Genomic DNA, 22,731 nt, shown 5'->3' with positions numbered 1-22,731 from the left:
TTTTTTTCATACGACGGGCCCCCCGGTACTTGCATCGCCATGCTTCTTTGCTGTGATGTGCATATATAATGCAGGTACCCCGGAATTCCTATTGCATAAACATTCATAATACGGCATTATAGCGTATAAATATACGGAGGCGCCATGAGCAATACGAAAAACTATTTAGCCGAAGTCACCGGCAACGATTACATTGATTCCGAGCTGTATACCCGGTTTAATGTAAAACGGGGGCTCCGGAACGCGGACGGGACCGGCGTTCTGGTAGGGCTTACCCGGGTCGGCGACGTCCACGGATATATTATAGATGAAGGTGAAAAGGTTGCGGTGGACGGGAAACTGTATTACCGGGGTATCGATGTAGAATCCCTGGTTGCCGCGGCGGAAAAGGAAGACCGTTTCGGGTTTGAGGAGACCGTATACCTCCTTATGTTCGGCCGGCTTCCCAGCAAGGCGGAACTGGAACAGTTCTGCGGTATCCTGGGTGAAAACCGCGCTCTGCCGGATAATTTCGCCGAGGACAACATCATGAAAGCCCCTTCCCGGGATATCATGAACAAGCTTGCCCGGTCGGTCCTCACCCTGTATTCCTACGATGACAATCCGGATGATAACAGCCCGGAAAATGCCCTGCGCCAGTGTATTGAACTCATTGCCCGGTTTCCTACTATCATTGCCTATTCCTACATGGCAAAAAAGCATTACTACGACAATAAGAGCCTTATAATCCACAGCCCCGCGGCGGGCTGCAACAGCGCGGAAACCATTCTCTCCCTGATCAGGCCCGACCAGAAATATTCCCGCCTCGAAGCGGAGGTTCTTGACCTTGCGCTGATCCTCCACGCGGAACACGGCGGCGGCAACAATTCAACCTTTGCGGTCCATCTCGTTTCCTCCGCGGATACCGACACCTATGCGGCCATTTCCGCGGGCATCGGCTCCCTTAAAGGATTTAAGCACGGCGGCGCCAATATTAAAGTTATGGGAATGATGGAGGATATCAAGTCCAACATAAAGAAGTGGGATGATGAAAGTGAAGTCGCGGACTACCTGACGAAAATACTCCAGGGAAACGCCTATGACGGTTCCGGTCTTATTTACGGCCAGGGCCACGCAATTTACACAAAATCCGATCCCCGGGCGACCCTGCTCCGGGACAAGGCCCAGGGCCTGGCGGAAGAAAAAAAGCTGAGTGATGAATTCAACCTCTATAAACTTATTGAACGGCTTACCCCGGAGGTGTTTAAAAAGGTAAAGGGTTCGGATAAGGACATCTGCACCAACGTGGACTTCTATTCCGGGTTTGTGTACCGCATGATGGGTATCCCCGACGAACTGTTCACCCCGCTCTTTGCGGTAAGCCGTGTGGCGGGATGGTGCGCCCACCGCATGGAGGAAATCATTTCCGGCGGCCGGATCATCCGCCCCGCCTATAAATGCGTACAATCCAGGATGCCCTATACGCCCATGGGCGAACGGTAAAAAAAGGGGCTGCCGCAAAACTATGCAGCAGCCCCGCCTCCTTTTTGCGGCGTTTGATTACGGCCCGCCGCGGGCCGGTAACTCTGGTCGCTGTTTAATCGTCGGTCTCCTGGACGCGGAACGCCTCGGCGGCCTTTATTACATCATCGGCAATTTTGCCGCTGATTGGAGAGTAGTGGTCGAATTCGACCCCGAAAGAACCGGTGCCGCTGGTGATGGACCGGAGGTCGATGGAATACCGGAGCAGTTCCGCCTGGGGAACCTGGGCCTTGAGTTCCTCAATGCCGCCGCCCATGGACTGCTGTCCCTGGATTTTTCCGCGCTTCCCCGAAAGGTCCGACATGACGTCCCCCAGGTATTTATCCTCCACGAAAACCGTAAGGTTCATAACCGGTTCCAGAAGCGTCGGGGCCGCCTGGCGCATGGACTCCCGGAAGGCGTTTCGGGCCGCCAGTTTAAAGGCGAGTTCCGATGAATCCACGGGATGCTCCTTGCCGTCCACGATTTTCACTTCCACATCGACCACGGGATAGCCCGCCATAACCCCGGCGGCCATACCTTCCTGGACACCCTTTTCGACCCCGGGAATATACCCCTTGGAAACGGCGCCGCCGAAGATGGCGTTGGTGAATTTGTACTGGTCTCCCCGGGGAAGCGGGGCGATTTCCAGCACCACCTTGCCATACTGTCCGTGTCCGCCGGTCTGCTTTTTGTGGGTATATTCGGCGGCGGCTTTTTTGGTTATTGTTTCGCGGTAGGCGACCCGGGGAATATGGGTCTGTACCTCAATTTTCTGGTTCTGCTTGATCTTATCCAGGATGATGTTAACGTGGAGTTCTCCCATGCCGGATATGACCGTTTCCTTTGTTTCGGTGTTGAAGAAATACCGGAAGGTCTTGTCCTCTTCGGTCGCCCGGAGCAGGAATTCGCCGAGCTTGTCCTCATCCTTTTTCTGAACCGCGTTGACCGCAACGGAATGAACCGGTTCCGGCAGGCGCAGGGGGAGGAATGTGAGGGGCGCATCCGGCGCGGCAATGGTATCGTTTGTTTTCAGGGTTGCTGATTTCGCGATAATTCCCACGTCACCGGCGTAAAGGTCCTTAATTTCCTCCAGTTTTTTGCCCTGGGCGGTGTACAGTTTGCCGATCCGTTCCTTTTTGTTTTCGGTTACATTGAGGGCCTCGGAATCGGCGCTCAGTTTGCCGCGGATTACTTTGACCCAGGATAACTTCCCGGAAAACTGGTCATAGGTTGTTTTGATCACCAGCGCGGCCAGGGATTTATCGGGATCCACCGGTATATCCTGGGCGGCTCCGTCGGCTCCCACGGCTATGTCATGGGCCGTGCGCGGATCCGGGCTTGCGTCTGCCAGGAAGTCCAGCAGCGGGGTGAGCCCTGAATTCTTAACCGGCACACCGCAGAACGCGGGAACGTATTTATGGTCCGCCAGGGCTTCGATTAATCCCGTATGCATTTCATCCGCATCCAGGGAACCTTTTTCAATGTAATGTTCCATCAGGGTGTCGTCACCCTCGGCGGCGGCTTCAATGAGCCGTTCCCGGGCTGCGTCCACCGCGTCTTTGTATTCGGCGGGAATATCCCCGGCCTTTTCCAGGGCGCCGTCCTGCACGAAATACGCTTTTTCGTTCAGAATATCGATGACCCCTTTATAGGAGGTTCCGGATCCCATGGGGATGGTTACCGGAACCGGGTCTACCTTGAACTTCTCTTTAATGTCCTGGAGCGCCTTATCGAAGTCCGCCCGTTCGTCATCCATGCGGGTAACGTAAATTCCCCGGGGTTTCTCCCGGCCTTCGAGGTTGCGCCAGAGTTTAATGGTTTCAATCTGGACGCCGGACCGGCCGTCCACGGTAAGCAGGGCGAATTCACTGGCCCTGAAACTCAGTATCACGTCCCCGGTAAAATCCGATGAACCGGGGGTATCAAATATGTTTATTTTCCTGCCGTTCCGTTCCACATGGCCCATAACAGCATGAATCGAAATCTTCCGTTCAATTTCTTCCGGCGTGTAGTCTCCTACGGTTTTCCCCGAATCCACCGTTTCGGGCTTTGAAATCACGCCTCCGGCAAAAAGCAAGCCTTCAAAAAGGGTGGTTTTGCCGGTTCCTCCGTGGCCGGCAATGGCAACATTCCGGATAGCATCGGTGGTGTAGCTCATGTTAGGTCTCCTTGAAGCACAAATCTCCCAATGATGGTGACATTATTTATGATGGGGCGGTCTGGGCGGATTGTCAAGAAAAATGTCTTTAGCTTATAGTAAAAAGTATGGATGAAAGAAAAAAGGTTATTAAGGACCTGGAGATTAAAAAGAGTGAAGACCAGAAATCGCTTAATCTTATGCTGGAGGATTTCGGGGAATCACTGATTAAACGGCTGGTGGATGAAAATTTACAGGCCGAGGCAGGAGCCGCCCGTACGGAGTACCTGGAAATTCAGCGGGAACTGGAAGAATCCCAGACCCGGATCCGGCAGATTGAGACCGATTCTTCCCGGATTAAGGCCGTGGAGGACGAACTGCTCGGCATTGCCCAGGAGCAGGGGACCGGCAATAAGGAGCTTGTGGATCTCTATACCCGCCTCGGCGAAAGCCTCGCGGAGGATCCGGCTTTTTCAGCGTTTGCGGCGCCTTACCGCAGCCAGCTTGATAACCTCATCCCGAAGATCGAGTCCCTGGAGGAAACCCTCGGTGTCCTGGATGAGAAAAACAACGGGAATTTTTTCAACTGGGTAGGCAATAACGCCAAATCCATGGTGCTTCGGACCTCCCTTAAAAACAGCCAGACTTCCCTGCGGAAACTCTACACCTCCATGGGGGAACGGTTCAGCCACCTTACCCACGAAGAGACCATCACGAACTCCGGAGTGCTCAGTATCCTGGGGGAAACAGAAAAGATCCGGACTTCCCTGACGGACCTGGAAACCCGGTCGGCGGTGCTTAAGGAAGAACGCCGCAGGATCGGTGAGAGCTTCGGTTCCGAATCGAATCCGGCCAAAATAATTGACGGCCTTGAGAAAAACCGGGAACAGAAAAAAAAGAATCTCCAGGCTGTGTACCTCCGGTTCGGGGATTACGTATCGGCTGGGGAACGGAAAAAGGAGTTTTCAAAATATTTCGATAACGAGGATAAACTGCTCCTTACCAGGATCCATGATCTCCGGGACGCGGTGGCGGATACCCAGAACAGAATCGTAAAACTGGAAGCGGCTATAAAGATCGACGAAGAAAAAGCCGAAATTCTAAAATTAGAGAAGGCTACCGAAGAGCAGCGGATGAGAATTTCCGCCGCGGAAAAGACAATTTCCGAATTTAGTATTAAAATAGAAGATATAAAAAAGAAAATTGCCGAACTTCAGGAAATAGCCGGAACGGACAGTTAAAAAACAATCGGGAGGGGACTTCCGGATATTTATTCCGGAAGTGATTGACAGTATGAAGAATTTTTCAGTGTAGGATGCCATGGCAGTTAAGACTCAAATGAAAGCCGCCGGAAAACCGGCGGCGGGGAAAAAGACCGCGGCTGCGGCCAAGGCGCCGGCTAAACCGGCGGTTAAATCCGCCCCTTCGGGGGCGAAGGGGGCTCCGGCGAAGCCGGCGCAGAAAGCCGCCGCCAAGGCCGGCCCCGCGGTATACGATGAATCGAAAATAAAAACCCTGTCATCCCTGGAGCATATCCGGCTCCGTACGGGGATGTATATCGGCCGCCTGGGGGACGGTTCAAATCCCGACGACGGGATCTACGTGCTCCTCAAGGAAGTCATCGATAACGCCATCGATGAATTCATCATGGGAAACGGCAAGCTTATCGAAACCGAGGTAAAGGACGGCAAGGTAAAGGTCCGGGATTTCGGGCGGGGGATTCCCCTGGGGAAACTGGTGGAATGCGTTTCGGTAATCAACACCGGCGCGAAGTACAACGATGATGTGTTCCAGTTTTCCGTGGGACTCAACGGGGTGGGGACCAAGGCGGTGAACGCCCTGTCCTCCTATTTCCGGGTGGTGGCCATCAGGGACAATGAATTCGCCGAAGCCATTTTTGAACGGGGAAGTCTTAAAACCGAGCGCAAGGGAAAACTCAAAAACAAACAGAAAAACGGCACCTATGTGGAGTTTGTCCCGGACAATGAAATATTCGGCGACTATGAATTCAACCTCGAATTTATTGAACGGCGGATAATGAATTACGCCTACCTCAACGCCGGACTGACCCTGGCCCTCAACGGAAAATCCTATATCTCCCAGCGGGGACTCTACGATCTTCTGACCGAGGAGACCGGCGAGGATTGTATCTATCCCATCGGGTACTTCCGGGGAGATCATATTGAATTCGCCTTTACCCATACCAATAACTACGGGGAGGAATATTTCTCCTTTGTGAACGGCCAGTACACCTCCGACGGCGGAACCCACCTTTCGGCTTTTAAGGAAGGTTTTCTTAAAGGTATCCAGGCGTATTTTAAAAAGGATTACCGGAGCGAGGATGTCCGGGAAGGTACCATCGCCGCGGTGGCGGTAAAACTTAAGAACCCCGTTTTTGAAAGCCAGACAAAAAACAAGCTGGGTAATTCCGATATCCGGACCTGGGTTGTCCAGGAAACCAAGGTTGCCGTGGAGGACTGGCTCCACAAAAACACCGAGGCCGCCAAAAAGCTCGAGCAGAAGATCCTGGCCAACGAGAAACTCCGGACCGAACTCAATGTGGTCAAAAAGGAAGCCCGGGAGGCGGCGAAAAAAATCGCCCTTAAAATCCCGAAACTGAAGGACTGCAAATACCATCTGGAGGACGGCGAAAAGGGTGAGAATTCGACCATCTTCATAACCGAAGGCGATTCCGCCGCGGGTTCCATGGTATCGAGCCGGGATGTGATGACCCAGGCGATTTTCGCCCTCCGGGGTAAGGTCGAGAACATGTACGGCAAGAAGCGGACTTCAATCTACCGGAACGAAGAACTCTACAACATGATGATGGCCCTGGGAATCGAGAATGATGTGGACGGACTCCGGTATGAGCGGATCGTCATTGCCACGGACGCGGACTTTGACGGATTCCACATCCGTAATCTGCTGCTGACGTTTTTCCTGTCCTATTTCGAGGAGCTGGTTACATCGGGCCATATCTATATTCTGGAGACCCCCCTGTTCCGGGTGCGGACCAAAAAGGAAACCCTCTACTGCTACAATGAGAAGGAACGGGACGCGGCGGTAAAAGCCCTGGGCAGCCAGAGTGAGGTTACCCGGTTTAAGGGCCTTGGCGAAATAAGCCCCAAGGAATTCGGCCAGTTCATCGGCGAGGATATGCGCCTCGTCCCGGTATCGGTTAATACCCTCAAGGCGGTCCCCCAGGTTCTGACCTTCTATATGGGGAAAAATACCCCGGAACGCCGGGAGTATATCATGAAAAATCTGGTTAACGATTTGTAGGCAAAACCATGGCATATATAAAGAACCTGTTTGATAAAAATTTTCTGGAGTACGCTTCCTATGTAATCAAGGACCGGGCCATCCCGGATCTTGAGGACGGCCTCAAGCCTGTCCAGCGGCGTATCCTCCATTCACTTTTTGAGATGGACGACGGGAAGTTCCATAAGGTCGCCAATGTGGTGGGCCACTGTATGAAGTATCACCCCCACGGCGATGCCTCCATCGGATCGGCTCTGGTGGTGCTGGCGAACAAGGAATATTTCATCGACCGCCAGGGGAACTTCGGGAACATCTATACCGGCGACGGGGCTTCGGCGGTCCGGTACATTGAGTGCCGGGCCACGCCCCTGGCGAAGGATATATTCTACAATCCGAAGCTCACCAATTCGGTGGATTCCTATGACGGCCGGAACAAAGAGCCGGTGCTGTTCCCCGCGAAAGTACCGGTGCTGCTCGTCATGGGCGCCGAAGGAATCGCCGTAGGCATGTCCACCAAGGTCCTGCCCCACAATATCCTGGAGGTCCTGGAGGCGGAGAAGGCCGCCCTGGGGGGGAAGAAATTCGAGCTGTTCCCGGATTTTCCCACCGGCGGGCTGGTGGATGTTTCGGATTACCGGGACGGAAACGGCAAGGTCCTGGTCAGGGCCAAGCTCGACACTTCCGATCCCAAGCGGATTGTTATCCGGGAACTGCCCTTCGGCTCCACCACGGAAAGCCTTATCAACAGCGTGGAAACCGCCGCCAAGGCGGGGCGGATCAAGATCCAGTCCATCAGCGATTATACCACCGAAAATGTCGAGATTGAAATCAAACTCGCCCGGGGTGTCTATTCCCAGGAAACCATAGATGCGCTCTTCGCCTTTACCGAATGCGAGCAGTCTATTTCCGTAAACCTTCTGGTTATAAAAGACAACCTTCCCCGGATAATGACCGTCACCGAGGTGATTAAACACCACGCCAAACAGCTGGTGGGAATTCTAACCAAGGAATTGGAGCTCGAAAAACGGGAGCTCATGGACAAGCTCCACCAGCGGACCCTGGAACGGATATTCATTGAGGAACGGATTTACAAAGCCATCGAGAAGATGAAGACCGCCGAGGGGGTGGAAAAGTCGGTTATCGACGGCTTTAAACCCTTTATGAAAGAGGTCGGTCCCCGGGGAGTCAGCAGCGAGGATGTGGAACGGCTCCTCCGCATTCCCATCCGCCGGATTTCGCTCTACGACATCAACAAAGCCCGTTCCGAAATGCAGGAGATCAAGGCCCGGATCAAGGAAATCCAGGGGCATCTCAAAAACATTGTTGCCTACGCCGTATCCTTCCTGGACGGTATCATCGGCAAGATAAAGGCCAATGAGGAAGTTGGCCGCGGCGCCCGGAAAACCAAGGTCGGCGCCTTCGACAAGGTTGATGTCAAGGATATCATCAAGAAGGACCTGGTTGTCCTCCGGTACGACGGGAAAACCGGCTACCTCGGAACCGAGGTAAGCGGCGGACAGGCGGTTGCCGAGGTGTCGCCCTTTGACCGCATCCTGGTGCTCAGAAAAAACGCGACCTACCAGGTATCGGACCTGCCAGATAAGGCCTTTGTTGGTGCCGAAGCCTGGTGGGTCGGCGTCGCCGACAAGGAAGAACTTTCCAAGACGGTCTTTACGATTATCTACAAGGACAAGAAGACCGGGTTCCCCTATATCAAGCGCTGCGTAATTGAAGGGTGGATTATGAACAAGGAGTACGCCCTGGTTCCCGCGGACGCCCAGGTGCTCCATGTGGATACCCGGAATAAATTCAGCTTTACCGTTACCTACATTCCGAAGCCCCGGCAGAAGGTTTCCAAGGAGACTTTCAAAGCCCAGGACTTCCTGGTGAAGGGCCTCAAGGCCGGCGGCGTCAGGGTGGCCAATAAGGAATTAAAGAACGTAGACGCGAAATAGGCCTCAGGGCATCTCAATATATTATGGTGCCCTGCCGCGGAAGGGGTTTTGGGGGTGGGGGCTTCTCCAGCCCCCGGCTGTCTATTCTTCCTGCCGGAGCCAGCTGTCAAAGCGGGTGGTGACGGTATAATTCTGTTTGCTGTCCATGCGGACCCGGACAATGCCGTCGTACAGGGTATGGTAATAATCGGTTCCGCTTTTCCGGTAGTTGTTGTACACCGCCATGCTTCCCATAACGTCATGCATGGAAACAACAATTAACGGCCGGACTGTCCGTATCCAGCGGTTGCTGTTGGAGGTATCCGCCCCGTGGTGGGTAGCTTTCGCGACATCCGCCCGGAGCCGCTCCCCGAACTGATCCGTCAGATCCCGTTCCCTGGGAGAATAAATATCCCCGGCCATAATAACCGAGGAATCGCCGTAGGTGAATTTCATCACTATGGAACTGTTGTTTACGAACTGGGTGCTGTTGTCGGGGAAATCCTGGGGGTACACCAGGGTTTCTTCGGGGTTGAAGATTTCCATGGATACCGTATCTTCCAGAGTAACGCGGTCCCCCCGTTTGAGGTACCGCGCCGGAATCCCCATGGCCCGGATTGTATCCTGTGCCTGCCGGTAGGTATCGGTGGGGTAGTCCATTTCGATCTGGTATACTTCGCCGATTTCATGGACCCGGGCTATTTCGGAGAACCCGCCGATATGGTCGATATGGGGATGGGAAAGCACCACCCGGTCTATCTTCGTGATCCCCATATCCCGGAGGAAAGCCAGAATATCCCCCGCGCTTTCGGGGTGACCCGTGTCCACCAGCATGACCGAGCCTTCCGGAAAAATGACAAGACTGGAATCCCCGGATTTATCCTCCGCCTCGTTTTCAACGGACAGGTCGAGAAAATATACCGTGAGATTCCCCGCCTCATCCCGGCGGCCGATGATTTCGCTGTAGCGGTCAGCGGAAACCTGTTCCGCCGGCCGGCCGGCCGCCGGTTCCCCGCCGTCCCGGGACGTTGCGCCGCATCCCAGGATGAGCGCCGCCAGGGCAGCGGCCAGGAACAGGAATTTACCTGAAGAAGAAACTTTCCTATTCATAAAAACCCGACCCCGTCATTCCCATGGTCAGACCGAGTCCAGCCATTTTTTGCATACATCGGGAAAATTTGTGATAATGCCGTCGCAGCCCAGGGTCTTGAGGGTGATGAGCCCTTCCATGTCGTTGACGGTATACACATTAAGCTTTATCCCGCGGCTCCGGCAGTCCTCCACGGCTTCCCGGGTGAGGGTCTCAATGTCCGGATGGTAGTATTCCAGACCGTGGGACGCCGCGTAGTACCCCGCGTTGCCGATGCCGTTTCCGGCGACCAGAATGCCGCAGGGTATTCCGGGGGCGATTTTTTTGCAGTCCAGGAGGGACACATGGTTGAACGAAGAAAACAGCACCCGGTCCTCGATGCCGTGTTTTTTCACCACCGTAATCGTTTCTTCCGCCAGGCCCTCATAAAAAAACTGGTTGCACTTGAGTTCAATGTTGGTGAATATCCCGAGGTTTTTTACCCACCCGCAGTATTCATCCAGGGTTGGAATGGTGTTGAATCCGAACTGTTCCCCGAACTTCCCCGAGGCGTTGAGCTTCTGGAGTTCATGCACCGTCAGCTCCCGGACCAGGCCGGAGGAACCGGTGACCCGGTCCACGGTTTCATCATGGATGATAACGACCTGTCCGTCCTTGCTGAGCTGCACATCCATCTCTATCCCGTCGCAGCCCGCTTCAGCGGCCTTTTTAAACGCAAGCATGGTGTTTTCCGGGTACAGACCCGAATACCCCCGGTGGGCTATCACTTTCATTTGTTCATTCTCCTATTTCATTGATGCTTTGGAATACCCTGTAAGCATATACTTCTGGAAGATAAAGAACAGCACCACAATGGGTATAATCGCCATTACCGCCCCGGCCATGATTTCATGGTTGTTCATGGTGTCCATGCCGGCAAAGGTGTTGCGCAGGTGCGCCAGCCCGACGGTCAGGACCCGGCGTTTTTCGCCGCTGGCGACAATCTTGGGCCAGAAATAACTGTTCCAGCCGGTGGTAAGGGTTACCAGGGTGATGGTCGCGATGGTGGACTGGCACATGGGCGCCATAATCCGGGTGATGATGCCCAGGGTTCCCATGCCGTCTACTTTGGCGGCGTCCACATAGCTGTCATGGACCCCCATAAAGCTCTGCCGGACCATGAATATATAATACGGCGAAACCGCGGTGGGCAGGATCAGCCCCGCGAAGGTGTTGGTCATGTTGAGCCGGGCGCAGAGAATGTAGATCGGGATAAAGGTCACCTGTATGGGTATCATCAGGGCGCCCAGGACAACCATAAAAAGCAGGTTTTTCCCCTTAAAGTTCCCTTTAGAAAAACCGTAGGCCGCTAAAGTTCCGGTAACGGTCTGGATGGCCAGTATCCCCACGGTCATCACCACGGTATTAAAATAGTATTTGCCGAAGTTGGCCTTATTGAATACGTTGATGTAATTTTCAAAATGCCATTCCTCGGGCCAGAAGGTCGGAACAGACCGGAGGATTTCACTCTGGGATTTAAACGAGGAAATAACCATCCAGTACAGGGGGAACAAAGCCACCAGGGTGACCAGTATGGCCAGTAAATACTGAATTGCGGTACCGATATTTTTTCTTGTAACTGCTGCCTGGTTAACAGATATATCCGTCATAGGTTTCTCCCTGCTACGAATCATAATGGACGCTCCGGTTGCTTACCTTCATGGTCAGGACGGTAAATGCCAGAAGGATGATGAAAAAGGCGACCGCCACTACCGAAGCACGGTCCATCCTGAAGTCTTCCATGGCGTATTTGTATATCTGGTACACAATCACCTCGGTGGACCGGTAGGGGCCGCCCTTGGTGAGAATATCCACGGACTGGAATACCTTCATTGAAGCAATAAAGGTTGTCACGAACAGGAAGATTGTCGTCGGGGAAAGGAGGGGAAGGGTTATGCGCCAGAACCGCTGGAAGGCACTGGCCCCGTCCAGTTCGGCGGCTTCGTAATAGTCCTTGGAAATCCCCCGCATGGCGGAGATATAGATCATCATGCCGTATCCGACCCCGCGCCATCCCGCCAGGATCAGCATGGACAGAAGCGCGGTGTTCCGCTGCCCGATCCAGTCAACCCTGGGGAGCCCGAGGTTGACCAGGAAAAAGTTTAAAATACCGTTTTCCGTGTTCAGTATCCACAGGAAAACCACCGCGGCGGAGGACATGGCCACATACCGGGGGACAAACACAATGGCCCGCATGATGGAAAAGGATTTGGTGGTCCTGTTGAAAAGGATGGCCAGCACCATACCAATCCCCAGGGTAAGGACAATTTCACCCAGGGAATACAGGCCGGTGATTTTAAGGGAGTAGGTCAGGTATTTCGTCCCGGATCCGTTAAACAGCCATTTCCAGTTTTTGAGGCCCACATAATTATAATTATCCCGGATCAGATTCCAGTCGGTAAAACTGATCCGGACCAGTTCCAGAATCGGGTAATAGGTGAATATGAGCAAAAGCAGCAATGCCGGAATAACCAGAGCAAAGTCCTTTGCCGATTGGATTGTTCGAGGTTTGATTTTCATGACGAAGGCCCTTTCAGTCAAAAGTAAGGATGAATAAATGCTCCCCGGATCCCGGGGAGACCGCCGCCGGCGCGTCGGCCGGCGGCGGGTACCAGCATCAGTAATCTTCCAGTACTTCGTTTATTTCCTGGGCCATCTTATCCATCTGGCTGGGAACGTTTTTGTTTTCGAGGATTGTTTCCTGCATATAGGCTATCCAGATTTTCGCCAGCTGTCCCCAGGCGCCGTGCTGTATCCGGGGATTGATTTCGTCAAGGTTATCAAAGATAACCTTAAAGGCGGGTTTTTCCTGGAGGAATTTCTGGCCTTCCTCGGTGTAGAGGACGGATTTCCTGGTGGGCATATAGCCGGTCTCCCGGGCCCACTTCATGTTCGTATCCTTGTTGATCATGTACTGCATGAACTGCCAGGCGGCGTTTTTGGTCTTCTGGTCGTTTTTAGCGGGAATCAGGATGACGCTTCCGCCGATTTCGGAGATCTTCGTATCTCCCGCGGGGAGCCATGCCATGCCGACTTCAAAGGGGCAGTTGTCCACATAGGTGTTGTACAGGGAGCTGGTATGGGCCACCGAGAAGGCTTTGCCTTCCCAGAAGTTCTGGCGCATGATCGACGACGCGCTGGTGCCGGAAGCCCAGTACATGTATCCCGCGTCGCACCATTTTTTGAACTGTTCGGCGATGGCTACCGCCGCGGGGCTGTTAAGGTCGGTGCTTATCTGGTCGTCGTTGATGATCTTCACGCCGTTGTTCAGGTAGAAAGTTTCAAAATACCACTGGTCCCATCCGGGAACGATAAAGGCCCACTGCTGGGTTTTTCTGTCAGGGCCGATTTTGGAGGCCGCCTTGAGGAAGGATTCCATGTCGGACAGGCGTTCCGGCACCTGTACGTTGAGCTGCCGCGCCATGTCGGCGTTGTAATACACCACCTGGGTCGAGATAAGGAAAGGCATGGCCACCTGTTTGCCGTCAAAGTTGGTGGCGGCGATCATTCCCTCTCCGAAGTCTTCGATATCGAAATTAGTCGCCTGAATATAGGGGCTGAGATTTTCGGTAAGCCCGCCGGCGCCGTATTCCGCGACATAGGGCGTGTTGGCGGCGGTTATGGCCGGCAGTCCCGTTCCGGCGGCGTGGGCCGCCACCAGGGTTTCGTTAAGAACCGTATAGTTGCCGATAAACCGGGGCACCACGGTAATAAGGCTCTGGGAATTGTTGAATCCGGCTACGATACTTTCTACCGTGGCGGAGTACTGATCTTCCAGCGCGTGCCACCATTCAATGGTGATCGGTTCCGTTACTTCATAGAAGGCCGGATCCGTGGATGCCCGGCCGCCGGCCGTTCCGCCGGAGGATGACTTGCCGCATCCGCTCAGCAGAAATACCACGAGGGCCGCGATTCCCAAAACCATACACTTTTTTCTACGTACCATAAAAAACCTCCGATAATATTTTTAACCCTGACCCAGGGTATAATCACACCATAAAGCGCGGCCGCCGCGGCGCATCCGTACATGGCCGCTGATATCGGGGAGACAAAAAAAGAGCACGACAAAATAACCTCTGGCTATTTTGCTGTACTCTTAATCTCTCTAGCAAAAAATAGTTTCAGAAAATTGAGTGACCGGGCGCTGTATCTGAGCGGCGGTTATTTCTAATTACCGGATTAGTATAGCAGTGAAACTTCGGGTTAGCAAGAAAATTATCCGTTTATGCCACGGAACTGGCTGATTTTTTTATTTCATTGATAAAACCAGTCTTAAGACACAGCTCAAAAAGTTCCCTGGTCATAAATTCATCGATGCTTTTTTCGTAGCCGTTCTGTATTCTCGTTACTCTGGTCATATACCCGTCGGTGTTTTCTTTAAGAATATCCATAAACTCTATTCTGTCCGGTTCGGATTTAATGCAGTATCTTCGCATACAGTCCTCCTGTTTTTATTATCGGTATATCGGGGGGGTATTTTAGCAAAAAACCCGGGCACCGGAATTTGTATCTCCGCTCCGCTTTGTATAGAATTAACCCTATGGCGTCCGATGCTCACTGTCATCCCTATGATCTTAAAAAACAATACCCCGGAGCGGAAACCGAACGCCGGGAGGCGGGGGTGTCCTGCGCCGCCAGTTCCTGGAACAGGGAACAGTTTGAATTCCATGAAACCCTGGCGGCGCAGGCCGCCGCTGACGGCGCGGCTCCGGTGGCCCTGTGTTTTGCGGTTCATCCCCAGCTGCCCCGGTTCGACGAACCGGTATGCCGGGAATCCCTGGCGCTCCTCCATGTCCTGGCCGCGGAGTCGCGGCTCCGCGCGGTGGGGGAGACCGGTTTCGATCTTTTTGACCGTGAATACCGGGATACCGAAAAAATACAGGAAGCACTGTTCGCCGAGCATCTGGCCCTGGCTATCGCTTCGGGGCTTCCCCTGGTGCTGCATGTCAGAAAGGCCATGCACAAGGTATTCGCCTATTCCCGGGAACTAAAAAAGGTACCGGCGGTGGTGTTCCATTCATACTCGGGAACCCTCCGGGAAGGCCGGGACCTGGTTAAGCGCGGGGTAAACGCTTATTTTTCCTTCGGAACCCCAATCTGCCTGAACCACCGGCAGGCCATGGAAGCCTGCTCGGCCCTGCCCGCGGACCGGCTTCTTACGGAAACCGACTGTCCCTACCAGCCCCTGCGGGGGAAACCCTTTTCCCGCTGGTCCGACATCCGAACAATCCTGGAGACCGCCGCGGAACTGCGGAACCAGCGGGAAGGGGCCAGAATAACCCCCGGCGAGCTGGAAGCGCTCACGGACCGCAACTTCCGGACCGTTTTCGGTACGGCGTAACCCCGGCCGTCCCGCCGTTATTTTTCGGATATTCCCGTAAATTCAGTATATTTGATATGGGTTGCCATTATGGATAGTTCCCATACGAAGAAGGACAGTAAAAAATATCTTATTCCTGTTATTGTGTTCGCCGCTGTTTTAGTCGGATTAAGTATTCTTTCGGTTCCGTTTATTAAAAAACTGAATGATCCGCTTTTCCAGGAATGGTTTACCGATTGGGTGGATAAACTCGGGATCGGCGGGTGGTTTATTGTCTTTGGTATTCAGGTGCTGCAGATTGTGGTGGCGGTAATTCCCGGGGAACCGGTGGAGCTCATTGCCGGGGCCGCCTACGGCGCTTTCGGGGGGCTTATTGTCTGCCTCGCGGGCTGTGTCGCCGCCTCTTCCCTGGTTTTTCTGCTGGTCCGGCGTTTCGGGATGCCTCTGGTAACCCGGCTTTTCGGAGAGGACCGGCTCAAGAAATATACCTTTCTCAATGACGCGAAAAAAATTGAAGTCCTTACCTTCATCCTGTTTCTTATTCCCGGCACCCCAAAGGATATGCTCACCTACGTGGCGGGGCTTACGCCCATAGGATTTGCCCGGTTTCTCGCGATTTCAACCTTTGCCCGTATTCCGTCAATTCTGACATCCACCATCATGGGGGATTCCGTTCTCCAGGGAAACTGGCTTATGTTTCTGCTGATTTTTCTGTTCTGTGGGCTTCTCGGGCTGGCGAGTATGGTATTTAAGGACCGGATCCTCGATTTTTTCCGACGGAAGGACGGGAAAGACCGGGAAAATATTTCCTGAGATTTACTGTTATCCTGTGGCAGGAACCTCTTCACGGCGTTTCTGGGAATTTCGGTACTCCGCCAAGGGGAGCTGTTCCAGGTACGCTTCGAGAACATCGTTTTCCTGGCCGGGAAAGGATATGAATTCCATGGAAATGTTGCGTCCGGTTCTGATTACCCTGCAGACGGGGCTGAGAATGCTGTCCCCGGCCCTGAGGGAACATTCCTCCAGTTCCGTGTTGAGGGCGAGCCCGGCGGTAAGCGCGGGCTGATCCGGCCTGAATGACAGTCCGGTGCTGGAGATGGACTGGACAGATCCGGTGATGATTTTCCGGTTGCCGGGATTTGTGAACAGGAAGTCCAGGCGGCTCCATTCTTCCGGCCGGAAGCGCCGGGCTTTGCGTTTTTCCTCCACCGGAATGTAGCGGCTCAGGATGCTCTGGAGGCGGTCTATTTCCATGGCGTTGCTGAGATCATCGGACACAATGCCGCTTACCCCGAGGTAGAATGCCTTGGAGGTTTCATCCAGGGGGAAATTCTCGCCCCGCAGGATAATAATCGGTGTCGTTTCCTTGGGCCGGTCGGTGCGCACAAACTGAACCAGGGTTTTCCAGTGCCGGGGAAAGTCCTCGGCGCTGATAATAATTCCGGTGGGGTCGATCTCTTCAATATTGTCCATGGCTTTGAGGACGTGACGGTACCGGATCAGCTCAAACCCCAGGGGTTTTACGTACATGGCTATGAGGTTGTAGGTTTCATCCGAGCCGAAAATCAATAGAAGTTTCATTCAGTCCCCAAATTCAAAACCGTATAATCCACCACGGTCCAGATATCGTCCTTCCGGCGGAGGAAGTAGGTGTAGCGTTTCCGTTCCGTATAGGTACCAACCCGGAATTTCTCAAGAACCGTTACGGTTCCTTCCTCGGCCCCGTAGGTGGTCCGTTCAATGGCGTACTCAATGGGTATGGTCGAGATATCGCCGTCCACCACCGCGCTCTGAAGTTCCGCGCGGTACCGGGCAAGCATCCGCTGGCGGCCTTCCTCGGATTCCGCGAGCCACTGCCGCCGCCGGACGCCGTCCCGCATAACCATGGATTCCAGGTCCAGGTAGAGGAAGAATTTTTCCCATTGTTCCTTCTGCCGGGCGCTGATAAGGTAGTCCACCACCTGATCGGGGGAAAGTTTTTCCCTGACAAGTATAGCATTGGTTTCCACATCCATGGCCAGGGGAACTCCCCCGGGCCCGGATACCGGGACCGGCCTGAGGCTCAGGCTGAGGCGGTTTGATTCAATTGGGGGCGCGTTGGGCGCTTTCAGCAGTTCGGGGTATAGTTTCGCCTGGATGATAAACGAGCCGGCCTGATCCAGGGACCCGTAATCCCGGAGATCCTCAATAAAGGAAAAAGATTCCCCGGGTTCGACAGAAACTTCCCTGAAAAAAACCTGCTGGTTCTGGGTCCGCTTGCGCACCAGTATATCCGTGGGATTTACCGCTCGGTTTGCCATGGTCCGTATATCGAAATCCACGGAAAAAATCCGCTCATCCGCCAGTTTGAACCGGTATGTGCTGGTTCCCCGGTTGGCTATGGTAAGCTGGACCAGAATCGGGTCATTTTTGACGTAATATACCCGTTTATCGAAATACCGTATGGAAACGTCGATATCCGATTCCGCGCCAAAAAGCGGCGCGCCGCCTGCGGTCAGGATGAAAAAAAATATCAGCGGCAAAAATTTACCAGATTGTTTCACAGCGAAACTCCATTTATCTGTTTAAAAAAAAACGGTACTATAGTATAGTAATCGGTAAACTAAGATGAATACCTTATCTTTTCCTTCGATATTGCACGAAATAGAGGGATCTTCCGCGGTCAGCCAGATACGGGCTGCGTATGCGGCGGGTACGTACCCCCTGGAACTGGAAGGGGCCGAAGGTTCCTTTACCGCCATGATCCTGGCGGACATCCATAAAACCCGGCCGGAACTCCTGACCGCGGTGGTTCCCACGGAACGGGAGGCGGAGGAGCTTTCCTCGGACCTGGAGACCCTGGGAGTTCCTGTGTTCCGGTTTCCCTGGTGGGGTACCATGCCGTACCGGGATATGGCGCCCCTGTCCGCGGTTTTCGGGGAACGGACCCTGGCCCTGAGCCGCCTGCTTGCGGGCGACGCCGGGGTGCTGGTGCTTCCCGAACGGGCCTTCCTGACGCCCCTGGGGCCGCCGGAGTATCTGCGGGAACACCTCCGCACCCTGCGGGAAGGGGGCAGCATCGATACCGCCGCGTTGGCGGCGCGTCTCGTGGAGTACGGCTATACCCGGGTTCCGAAGGTCCAGGTCCATGGGGAATTCGCCCTCCGGGGGGAGGTCCTCGATATTCTCATGGGCGGGGATTCCGAAGCCTACCGGATTCTTTTCGATTTTGACCGCATTGAGTCGATCAAACGCTTCGATCCCATGGACCAGAGCGGGCAGGAGCGGGTCGCGGAATTTACCCTGCGGCCGCTCAAGGAAGTTCTCTGGACCGATGACCGGATCGAGACCCTGGGCCGGAACCTCGCCGCGTATGAGGAGTTCCCGGAAAACGGCAAAGCCATCCTGGAGGACCTTATCACCCGGAAAAGCGCTCCCGGAGAGGAACTTCTTTTTCCCCTGGCTTTTGAAACGAGCGCCACTATCCTGGATTATATCGGCGGGGGGCCTGTCTTTTTTATCGACCGGGAACGGCTGGAAAACGCCCAGGATGCCCTGAGCCGGGAATACGAAAACCTGTACCGCCGGGCCCGCCGGGAGCGGGAAGTTCCCGCGCCGGAACGGGTTCTGCTTGATTTTGCCGATACCGTGTCCCGGGTTTCCCGGCGCGTTTCGTTTATGGGCATCAAGGGCGGCGGAGAGCCCGGCGCGGCGCGGCTGGTCCTTTCCTGCGATCCTCCCCGGAGCTTTTTCGGAAACATCGCCTATCTGAAGGAAGAATTCGCCAGCCTCGCGAAACAGGGGTGGCGCATCATCGTGGCCGCGGAATCGGATACCCAGGCCGGCAGACTTGTGGAACTGCTCCGGGACGAGCCGGCGGATGTGGTCGCCCTTCCGCTGTCATCCGGGTTTGCCCTGCCGGACCGCAAATTCATGGTGGTCCAGGAGAATGAAATCTTCGGCCGCCGCAAACGGTCCCCCCGTTCCCTCAAATCGGTCCGCAGTTCCGCCATCGATACCTTTGTGGAACTCAATCCCGGGGATTACGTGGTCCACGTAAATTACGGAATAGGGCTCTTTAAGGGAATTGAACGTATCAGAGCGCTGGGGCATGAACGGGACTACGTAAAACTGGAATACGCCGGCGAGGAATTCATTTTTGTTCCCATTGAACAGGTAAACCTGGTCCAGCGGTACATCGGCAATGAAGGGGCTCCCCCGAGACTCGACAAGCTGGGGTCGAAAAGCTGGGAAAACCGGAAGGGCCGGGTTAAACAATCCGTGGAGGATATTGCTGAAAAGCTTCTGGCCCTGTACTCAAAACGCAAGGCTGTCCAGGGCTTCGCGTTCCCCAAGGATACCGAATGGCAGACCGTCTTCGAAGCGGCGTTTCCCTTTGATGAGACCGAGGACCAGCTCCGCTGTGTAGAGGAAATAAAAGAAGACATGGAAAGCCCCTATCCCATGGACCGGCTGGTGTGCGGGGATGTGGGGTACGGCAAAACCGAAGTAGCCGTCCGGGCGTGTTTTAAGGCGGTGATGGGCGGCAAGCAGGTGGCTTTCCTGGCTCCCACCACCATCCTGGCGGAACAGCATTACGAGAACTTCCAGGAACGGTTTTCCCAGTTTCCGGTGCGTCTGGGCATGCTGTCCCGGTTCGTTGACAAGGCCACCGCGCGGAAAACCCTGGAAGCGGTAAAAAACGGCGAAATCGACATCCTGGTAGGAACCCACCGGATTATCCAGAAGGATGTGTTCTTTAAGGATCTCGGCCTCATGGTTATCGATGAGGAGCAGCGCTTCGGGGTTAAGGACAAGGAACGGCTCAAGGAACTTAAAACCAATGTGGACTGCCTCACCTTAAGCGCGACGCCGATTCCCCGGACCCTGCATATGAGCCTCCTTAAAATCCGGGATATGAGCCTCCTGGCGACGCCTCCCAGCAACCGCCATCCCATTGAAACGGTTATCGAGGAATTCAACGAAGACCGGCTCGCCGCGGCGATCCGCCGGGAAGTTGAGCGGGGCGGGCAGATATTCTACCTTCATAACCGGGTGGAAAGTCTCAACGAGACCCGGGTAAAACTGGAACACCTTCTGCCGGAGATGCTCATCGATACGGCCCACGGCCAGATGGATGCCCGGAGCCTGGAGGATGTGATGCACCGGTTTGTCCATGGCGGGTTCCACGTTCTTGTATCCACCACCATAATTGAAAACGGAATCGATATCCCCAATGTGAACACCATAATCATCGACCGGGCGGATATGTACGGCGTATCCCAGCTGTACCAGCTCCGGGGACGGGTGGGGCGCTCCGACCGGATAGCTTACGCGTACCTCTTTTATCCCAAGGACCGGGCCCTTTCGGAAATTGCCATGAAGCGGCTCCAGGTTATTTCGGACTTTACCGAACTGGGATCGGGGTTCAAGATTGCCATGAAGGATATGGAAATCCGCGGCGCGGGGAACCTCCTGGGCCGGGAACAGTCCGGGGACATCTATTCCGTGGGATTCGACCTGTACCTCCGGCTCCTGGACGAGGCTATCCGCAGGCTTGAAGACGAAAACTATGAGTCGGAAACCGAAACCCTCCTGGAACTGGAATACTCCGGGTATATTCCCGACGCCTACATTGATTCAGCCCAGGAAAAAATGGAGGTATACAAAAAAATCGCCTCCATCCAGAGCAAGGATGAACTGGAACGGGTATACGCGGAACTGCTGGACCGGTTCGGTCCGCTCCCGGATGAGGCCGCGTCCCTGCTGGCCCTGGCGGAAATCCGCATTATATGCCGGGAACTGGCGGTGGCATCCCTCAAGGAACGGGGCGGAATGGTGCGGATCGAATTCGGCAAGGTTTCCAAGGTTAAGGTGGACCGGCTCATACGGCTCATGCAGGAAAGCAGCGGGAAGGTCAAGCTCGACCCCAAGATGCCGAACATCCTGGTGCTGCAGACCGGAGCCATCGGTCTCAAGGAAAAGAGCGAATTTATCAGGGAAAAACTGGCGGCCCTGGCGGGTTGAAAAGACAACCATACCGCATGTATGGTATGATCGATAATTAAGGATTATTTATGGAAATTACCAGCGTTGTGTTTGACTTCGGAAATGTGATCAGCCTTCCCCAGCCCGGGGATACCATGGAGGTCCTGGCCGCTCTTGCGGGGATGGATCCTGAAACCATGGGACGCCTGTACTGGGAACTCCGGCATGAATACGACCAGGGGACCAGCACCGGAAAACAGTACTACCGGAAAATATTAAGTAACGCGGGTGTCAGCCTCGGGGAAGAAAAAATTGAGGAAATGATACGGATCGATACTGAAAGCTGGTGCGGCATCAACGCCGAAACGGTAAAACTCATGGAAAACATCCGCGGCGCGGGGCTGAAACTGGGGATCCTTTCCAACATGCCCCAGGAATTTCTGGATATGGCCCGGTCAAAGCTGCCTGTCCTGTCCATGCCCGATGAAGCGGTATTCTCCTGTGAAGTGGACGCCGTAAAACCGGGCCGGAAGATATATGAAATTCTCATTGAAAAGATGGACGCTCCCCCGGAATCCCTTGTTTTTTTCGATGATTTGGACGTGAATGTAAAAGGGGCGGAGGCCGCCGGTATCCGGGCTTTCCTGTGGAAGAATCCGGAATCCGCCCGGAGGGAATTACAGAAATTGGGTATAGATTTGTGAGGATAACGGTATGGCGATGATAAGAACCTGTCTGCTTTTTTTCTATGTGGGTCTGAGTATGATTTTCCTGGTTCCCTTTGGGGTGGTATGTTTTATATTGAGTCTGCTGGGTCTGCGGAAACCCATGTCCTTGGCCATGTACAGGATTGCCCAGGGATGGGCCAAAAGCATCATCGTTCTGATCGGATGTAAATTTACCATTGTCGGGCAGGAAAATATCCCTAAAAAAACCGGTATCTGTTTCGTGAGCAACCATGTAGGGTACTTCGATATTGTGCTTTCCCTGGCTTCCTTCGGGAGGCCTTTCGGGTTTATCGCGAAACGGGAGCTCATGTTTATTCCCTTCCTCAATATATGGGTTTGGCTTCTGGGGGGATACTTTATCGACCGGAAAAACCTCCGGAAGGCCCTGCGGACCATCAACGCGGGGATCGAGCGGATCAAAAACGGCGGCGCCATGGTTATTTTCCCCGAAGGAACCCGGAGCAAAGGCCGGGGGCTTCTGCCGTTCCGGTCGGGATCCCTCAAGCTCGCGACCCAGGCACGGGCGCCCATTGTCCCGGTGGCCATCACCGGAAGCTACGACGTGTTTGAAAAAACCGGCCGCGCCCAGGCCGTTCCGGTCCGGGTGGTGTTTTCGAAACCCATAGAAACGGCCGATTTAACCCCGGAGCAGCGGAAAATCCATCTTTCCGACCAGGTCCATGAGATCATTGAAAAAGCTTTGGCAGCTCCCATGGAGGGGCCGGTAAAAGAGCTTTCGTAACCGGCAGGAA

General features: G+C 54.3%; 18 protein-coding genes. 9 read left to right on the top strand and 9 right to left on the bottom strand.

The features are described 5' to 3' along the window. Positions 1-144 precede the first annotated feature (144 nt). Complete coding sequence (locus tag JFL75_RS05165) at positions 145-1,482, top strand: citrate/2-methylcitrate synthase (RefSeq protein ID WP_215625620.1); 1,338 nt, start codon at positions 145-147, stop codon at positions 1,480-1,482. A gap of 94 nt (positions 1,483-1,576) precedes the next feature. On the opposite strand, the gene fusA is transcribed toward JFL75_RS05165, so the two are convergent. Continuing rightward, positions 1,577-3,661 (bottom strand): elongation factor G, encoded by a 2,085-nt coding sequence (fusA, locus tag JFL75_RS05160; protein WP_215625619.1) that lies wholly within the window; start codon positions 3,659-3,661, stop codon positions 1,577-1,579. Positions 3,662-3,768: 107 nt separating this feature from the next. On the opposite strand from fusA, the gene JFL75_RS05155 reads away from it, so the two are divergent. From JFL75_RS05155 to JFL75_RS05145, 3 genes are all read left to right on the top strand, one after another. Next, positions 3,769-4,881 (top strand): hypothetical protein, encoded by a 1,113-nt coding sequence (locus JFL75_RS05155; RefSeq protein ID WP_215625618.1) that lies wholly within the window; start codon positions 3,769-3,771, stop codon positions 4,879-4,881. 79 nt (positions 4,882-4,960) lie between these two features. Continuing rightward, positions 4,961-6,922: a DNA topoisomerase IV subunit B gene (locus JFL75_RS05150; RefSeq protein WP_223292769.1), complete on the top strand. Its 1,962-nt coding sequence runs from the start codon at positions 4,961-4,963 to the stop codon at positions 6,920-6,922. Between the two features lie 8 nt (positions 6,923-6,930). Further along, positions 6,931-8,856 carry a DNA topoisomerase IV subunit A gene (locus tag JFL75_RS05145; protein WP_215625617.1) on the top strand — a complete coding sequence of 642 codons (1,926 nt, stop codon included), beginning with the start codon at positions 6,931-6,933 and terminating at the stop codon, positions 8,854-8,856. An 81-nt stretch (positions 8,857-8,937) separates the two neighbouring features. On the opposite strand, the gene JFL75_RS05140 is transcribed toward JFL75_RS05145, so the two are convergent. The 6 genes from JFL75_RS05140 to JFL75_RS05115 all read right to left on the bottom strand — a co-directional run bounded on the left by JFL75_RS05140 (position 8,938) and on the right by JFL75_RS05115 (position 14,400). After that, positions 8,938-9,945 carry a ComEC/Rec2 family competence protein gene (locus JFL75_RS05140; RefSeq protein ID WP_215625616.1) on the bottom strand — a complete coding sequence of 336 codons (1,008 nt, stop codon included), beginning with the start codon at positions 9,943-9,945 and terminating at the stop codon, positions 8,938-8,940. 27 nt (positions 9,946-9,972) lie between these two features. Then, a complete protein-coding gene (locus JFL75_RS05135; protein WP_215625615.1) occupies positions 9,973-10,698 on the bottom strand; it encodes a glycerophosphodiester phosphodiesterase in 726 nt (241 codons plus the stop codon). A 12-nt stretch (positions 10,699-10,710) separates the two neighbouring features. Continuing rightward, positions 10,711-11,574 carry a carbohydrate ABC transporter permease gene (locus JFL75_RS05130; protein ID WP_223292768.1) on the bottom strand — a complete coding sequence of 288 codons (864 nt, stop codon included), beginning with the start codon at positions 11,572-11,574 and terminating at the stop codon, positions 10,711-10,713. 13 nt (positions 11,575-11,587) lie between these two features. Beyond that, a complete protein-coding gene (locus tag JFL75_RS05125; protein ID WP_215625613.1) occupies positions 11,588-12,484 on the bottom strand; it encodes a carbohydrate ABC transporter permease in 897 nt (298 codons plus the stop codon). Positions 12,485-12,581: 97 nt separating this feature from the next. Next, a complete protein-coding gene (locus tag JFL75_RS05120; RefSeq protein ID WP_215625612.1) occupies positions 12,582-13,910 on the bottom strand; it encodes an extracellular solute-binding protein in 1,329 nt (442 codons plus the stop codon). Positions 13,911-14,187: 277 nt separating this feature from the next. Continuing rightward, the gene (locus tag JFL75_RS05115; protein WP_215625611.1) at positions 14,188-14,400 is read right to left on the bottom strand and encodes a hypothetical protein; all 213 of its coding nucleotides are present in this window, start codon (positions 14,398-14,400) and stop codon (positions 14,188-14,190) included. Positions 14,401-14,504: 104 nt separating this feature from the next. Between JFL75_RS05115 and JFL75_RS05110 the strand changes: the two genes are divergently transcribed. Next, positions 14,505-15,305: a TatD family hydrolase gene (locus JFL75_RS05110; RefSeq protein ID WP_215625610.1), complete on the top strand. Its 801-nt coding sequence runs from the start codon at positions 14,505-14,507 to the stop codon at positions 15,303-15,305. Between the two features lie 69 nt (positions 15,306-15,374). Further along, positions 15,375-16,097 (top strand): TVP38/TMEM64 family protein, encoded by a 723-nt coding sequence (locus JFL75_RS05105; protein ID WP_215625609.1) that lies wholly within the window; start codon positions 15,375-15,377, stop codon positions 16,095-16,097. Positions 16,098-16,106: 9 nt separating this feature from the next. On the opposite strand, the gene JFL75_RS05100 is transcribed toward JFL75_RS05105, so the two are convergent. Both JFL75_RS05100 and JFL75_RS05095 read right to left on the bottom strand, forming a co-directional pair. Then, positions 16,107-16,865 (bottom strand): PilZ domain-containing protein, encoded by a 759-nt coding sequence (locus tag JFL75_RS05100; protein WP_215625608.1) that lies wholly within the window; start codon positions 16,863-16,865, stop codon positions 16,107-16,109. Continuing rightward, a complete protein-coding gene (locus JFL75_RS05095) occupies positions 16,862-17,827 on the bottom strand; it encodes a hypothetical protein (protein WP_215625607.1) in 966 nt (321 codons plus the stop codon). The genes JFL75_RS05100 and JFL75_RS05095 overlap by 4 nt, the downstream gene beginning before the upstream one ends. A gap of 64 nt (positions 17,828-17,891) precedes the next feature. Here JFL75_RS05095 and mfd point away from each other — a divergent pair, with 64 nt between their 5' ends. The 3 genes from mfd to JFL75_RS05080 are packed head-to-tail and all read left to right on the top strand — an operon-like array spanning position 17,892 to position 22,721. After that, a complete protein-coding gene (gene mfd, locus JFL75_RS05090; protein WP_215625606.1) occupies positions 17,892-21,290 on the top strand; it encodes a transcription-repair coupling factor in 3,399 nt (1,132 codons plus the stop codon). A 50-nt stretch (positions 21,291-21,340) separates the two neighbouring features. Continuing rightward, positions 21,341-21,955 (top strand): HAD family hydrolase, encoded by a 615-nt coding sequence (locus JFL75_RS05085; protein ID WP_215625605.1) that lies wholly within the window; start codon positions 21,341-21,343, stop codon positions 21,953-21,955. 10 nt (positions 21,956-21,965) lie between these two features. Next, positions 21,966-22,721 (top strand): lysophospholipid acyltransferase family protein, encoded by a 756-nt coding sequence (locus JFL75_RS05080; RefSeq protein WP_223292767.1) that lies wholly within the window; start codon positions 21,966-21,968, stop codon positions 22,719-22,721. Positions 22,722-22,731: the final 10 nt, after the last annotated feature.

It is taken from the genome of Breznakiella homolactica, from assembly GCF_016616095.2.
Taxonomy (GTDB): Bacteria; Spirochaetota; Spirochaetia; order Treponematales; family Breznakiellaceae; genus Breznakiella; species Breznakiella homolactica.
This window is presented reverse-complemented; position numbering and strand designations above follow the sequence as displayed.

What these genes read in the sequence shown, in the direction of transcription:
- JFL75_RS05165 (WP_215625620.1), top strand. Translation starts at nt 145, where the DNA reads ATGAGCAATACGAAAAACTATTTAGCCGAAGTCACCGGCAACGATTAC.
- fusA (WP_215625619.1), bottom strand. Translation starts at nt 3,661, where the DNA reads ATGAGCTACACCACCGATGCTATCCGGAATGTTGCCATTGCCGGCCAC.
- JFL75_RS05155 (WP_215625618.1), top strand. Translation starts at nt 3,769, where the DNA reads ATGGATGAAAGAAAAAAGGTTATTAAGGACCTGGAGATTAAAAAGAGT.
- JFL75_RS05150 (WP_223292769.1), top strand. Translation starts at nt 4,961, where the DNA reads ATGGCAGTTAAGACTCAAATGAAAGCCGCCGGAAAACCGGCGGCGGGG.
- JFL75_RS05145 (WP_215625617.1), top strand. Translation starts at nt 6,931, where the DNA reads ATGGCATATATAAAGAACCTGTTTGATAAAAATTTTCTGGAGTACGCT.
- JFL75_RS05140 (WP_215625616.1), bottom strand. Translation starts at nt 9,945, where the DNA reads ATGAATAGGAAAGTTTCTTCTTCAGGTAAATTCCTGTTCCTGGCCGCT.
- JFL75_RS05135 (WP_215625615.1), bottom strand. Translation starts at nt 10,698, where the DNA reads ATGAAAGTGATAGCCCACCGGGGGTATTCGGGTCTGTACCCGGAAAAC.
- JFL75_RS05130 (WP_223292768.1), bottom strand. Translation starts at nt 11,574, where the DNA reads ATGACGGATATATCTGTTAACCAGGCAGCAGTTACAAGAAAAAATATC.
- JFL75_RS05125 (WP_215625613.1), bottom strand. Translation starts at nt 12,484, where the DNA reads ATGAAAATCAAACCTCGAACAATCCAATCGGCAAAGGACTTTGCTCTG.
- JFL75_RS05120 (WP_215625612.1), bottom strand. Translation starts at nt 13,910, where the DNA reads ATGGTACGTAGAAAAAAGTGTATGGTTTTGGGAATCGCGGCCCTCGTG.
- JFL75_RS05115 (WP_215625611.1), bottom strand. Translation starts at nt 14,400, where the DNA reads ATGCGAAGATACTGCATTAAATCCGAACCGGACAGAATAGAGTTTATG.
- JFL75_RS05110 (WP_215625610.1), top strand. Translation starts at nt 14,505, where the DNA reads ATGGCGTCCGATGCTCACTGTCATCCCTATGATCTTAAAAAACAATAC.
- JFL75_RS05105 (WP_215625609.1), top strand. Translation starts at nt 15,375, where the DNA reads ATGGATAGTTCCCATACGAAGAAGGACAGTAAAAAATATCTTATTCCT.
- JFL75_RS05100 (WP_215625608.1), bottom strand. Translation starts at nt 16,865, where the DNA reads ATGAAACTTCTATTGATTTTCGGCTCGGATGAAACCTACAACCTCATA.
- mfd (WP_215625606.1), top strand. Translation starts at nt 17,892, where the DNA reads ATGAATACCTTATCTTTTCCTTCGATATTGCACGAAATAGAGGGATCT.
- JFL75_RS05085 (WP_215625605.1), top strand. Translation starts at nt 21,341, where the DNA reads ATGGAAATTACCAGCGTTGTGTTTGACTTCGGAAATGTGATCAGCCTT.
- JFL75_RS05080 (WP_223292767.1), top strand. Translation starts at nt 21,966, where the DNA reads ATGGCGATGATAAGAACCTGTCTGCTTTTTTTCTATGTGGGTCTGAGT.